The organism is Klebsiella sp. Ech2A, from assembly GCF_030078455.1.
In the GTDB taxonomy this organism is placed as follows: domain Bacteria; phylum Pseudomonadota; class Gammaproteobacteria; order Enterobacterales; family Enterobacteriaceae; genus Klebsiella; species Klebsiella terrigena.
The window spans coordinates 1-2,455 of sequence record NZ_JAQGFU010000349.1 but is presented as its reverse complement, the minus strand read 5'-3'; the positions used below and the strand labels follow the sequence as shown (position 1 = coordinate 2,455).

General features: G+C 63.0%; 3 protein-coding genes. 1 reads left to right on the top strand and 2 read right to left on the bottom strand.

From position 1 onward, the window contains the following. A partial coding sequence (locus PFH44_RS26755; RefSeq protein ID WP_283826717.1) for a FecCD family ABC transporter permease occupies window positions 1-683 on the bottom strand: 683 nt, incomplete at its 3' end. Next, window positions 673-1,734, bottom strand: coding sequence for an ABC transporter substrate-binding protein (locus tag PFH44_RS26750; protein WP_283826716.1), 1,062 nt, complete (start codon window positions 1,732-1,734; stop codon window positions 673-675). The genes PFH44_RS26755 and PFH44_RS26750, both read right to left, overlap by 11 nt. Before the next feature lie 190 nt (window positions 1,735-1,924). Between PFH44_RS26750 and PFH44_RS26745 the strand changes: the two genes are divergently transcribed. After that, a partial coding sequence (locus tag PFH44_RS26745) for a purine nucleoside phosphorylase YfiH/LACC1 family protein (RefSeq protein ID WP_283826715.1) occupies window positions 1,925-2,455 on the top strand: 531 nt, incomplete at its 3' end.

The window sequence follows — 2,455 nt, the reverse complement described above, 5'->3', positions numbered from 1 at the left end:
CCGGGGGCGTCCTTCCCCTCGCGCGCGAGCAGGTTAATCCGCCAGCGCAGCCGATAGAGCAGGGTTGCGGCGGCGATAATCGGCAGCGCCATCAGCAGCACCTTATGCCAGTTGGCGGTGGCGAAGCTGCCCAGCAGCCAGAAGACGATATTCGGCAGCGTCTCTTCGCTATCGGCCAGATACTGCATCAGGCTGACCAGGGCGGCAAAAAAGCCGCTGAGAATAATCCCCGAGAGGATCAGCACCAGGGTATTTTCCCGCCCCTGCAGCGCGGCAATCAGGTATACCAGCATCAGCGCCAGCAGGCCAAACCCGAACGTCGAGGCCATCATCAGCAGCGTGTCGAGGCCTAAGAGGATGGCCAGGGTTCCGCCGAAGGCGGAGCCGGAGGTCACGCCGATGATATGCGGGTCGACCAGCGGGTTTTGAAAGACCCCCTGCAGGGTGGCCCCGCACAGCCCCAGCGCGCCGCCGGCCAGCAGCGCCATCACCACCCGCGGCAGGCGCACCGACCAGACAATCTGCCCGGCCACGCCGTCGGCGGGCGACAGGTGGCCCAGCTGGCGAAAGACCTCGCCGAGGCTCAGCGGATACTGGCCTAAACAGAGTGAGGTCACGGCAATCAGCAGCGTTGCCAGCGCCAGCCCGCCCTGCAGCAGGGCCGGATGACGATTACTGAGCATCGGGCGTCCATTTTACGCGGTAGAAGCGCTGGTAATAGTCCTGCGCCCTGGCGTCGACGTCGACGGTGCTATAGCGGGAGGGATAGAGCTTTTTCGCCATCCACAGTTCGCCGATCGCCAGCGCTTCCGGCATCGGGTAGCCCCAGGCCTTGGCGTATTCCGGCATCAGCCACACGCGATGGTTTTTCACCGCGTCGATCCCCTGCCACTGCGGGTCGCTGGTTATTTGTTTTACCACTTCCGGATAGCGGTCCTGGACAAAGATCACCTGCGGGTTCCACTGCAGCACCTGCTCCAGCGACACCTGACGCGCGCCCTTCACCGAGGCGGCCGCCACGTTCAGGGCCCCCGCGTGCTTCATCATCAGGCCGGTATACTTCCCTGAACCGTAGGTATTGAGATCGGGGTTAGCCATATAGACCCGCACCCGCTGGTCGTCGGGAATGTCGGCCACCGGGGCGTTGGCCTGCGCCCGGGCGCTATAGGTGTAGCGAATCAGCGCTTCCGCCTCGGCCTGGCGATTAACCACCTCGCCAATCAGGCGAATACCCTGTTTCAATCCTTCGCTATAGGCCTGCTCTTCGTCGGCCATCGACGGGTTCATTTTGTTCTTTTCACCGTCGGCGTCCTGGCGCAGCGACACGGCGACCACCGGGATGCCGGCATTCTGGATCTGCTGGATCATCGCCTGGGGCGCGTAGTTGGCGACGAACACCACCTGCGGGTGCAGCGCCAGCAGGCTTTCGATGTTGACCTGGGTTAAATCCCCCGGCGTTGGCAGCCCTTCGATGGGGGGCATAAAGCGGGCAAAGGCCGGGCCGAGCTGTTTTTTCCAGCTGCTCATGACGCCGACAACGTCGTCGGCGGCGTTAAGCTGCACCAGCAGGTTCAGGGTCTGGTGCTGGAGCACGACGACGCGGTTAACGCGATCGGGCAGGGTGACTTCGCGCCCGGTCTGGTCGGTGAGGGTGCGATCGGCAAAGGCGTTCGCGGCGAACAGCGTGCTGGCAACCAGCGTCAGGCTGAGTAAGAAACGAGGTAGTGTGGACATAGGCGGCTCGGTTAGAGAGTAAAGAATCGTTGTGCATTAAAATATATAGCGTTGGTGGAAGCAACGCTAAACGTCGCGTATACCCCTTAAGATCAAGGTATTTTCCCGCCTTATCCCGATGATGGGTCGCCTTGCGCATCCGCCAACTTTGGCATACGGTAAATCATCATTAATTCATTTTGCCGCCATCATGTCCTTTCAATCCCGGTTATTAAGCGCTATTCCCGGCATCCGCCACGCCTTCCTCGACGTGCACGAGACCGCCACCTTTCCCTACGCCGAGATGGCGCCGGTTAAGCTGGTGCACGGCAATGTTGTCCATTACTATCGGGCCCCGTTGGCCGAACGGCCACACGCCGACGCGGTGTTCACCGCCCTGAGCGGGCAGAAGGTGGGGGTGGTGACCGCGGACTGCCTGCCGATGCTGATGGCCTCCCGCGACGGGCGCTACGTTTGCAGCGTCCATGCCGGCTGGCGCGGGGCGGCGAGCGGCATCGTCGAAAACAGCCTGGCGCTGTTCCTTGAACATCGGGTGGCGCCGGAGGAGGTCGTGGTGGCGATCGGGCCGCATATCCAGGCCTGCTGCTATGAAGTCTCCGGCGAATTTTATCAGACCCTGCTGACGATGCCGGCGGGGGAGCTGGCGCGGCAGCATAGCGACCGCCTGTTCCATCGGCGCCCCCCGCAGCCTGCCAGGGCGGGGCAGGCCCCGGGGACGGAG

Coding starts and splice junctions, on each gene's coding strand:
- PFH44_RS26750 (WP_283826716.1), bottom strand. CDS start 1,734: ATGTCCACACTACCTCGTTTCTTACTCAGCCTGACGCTGGTTGCCAGC.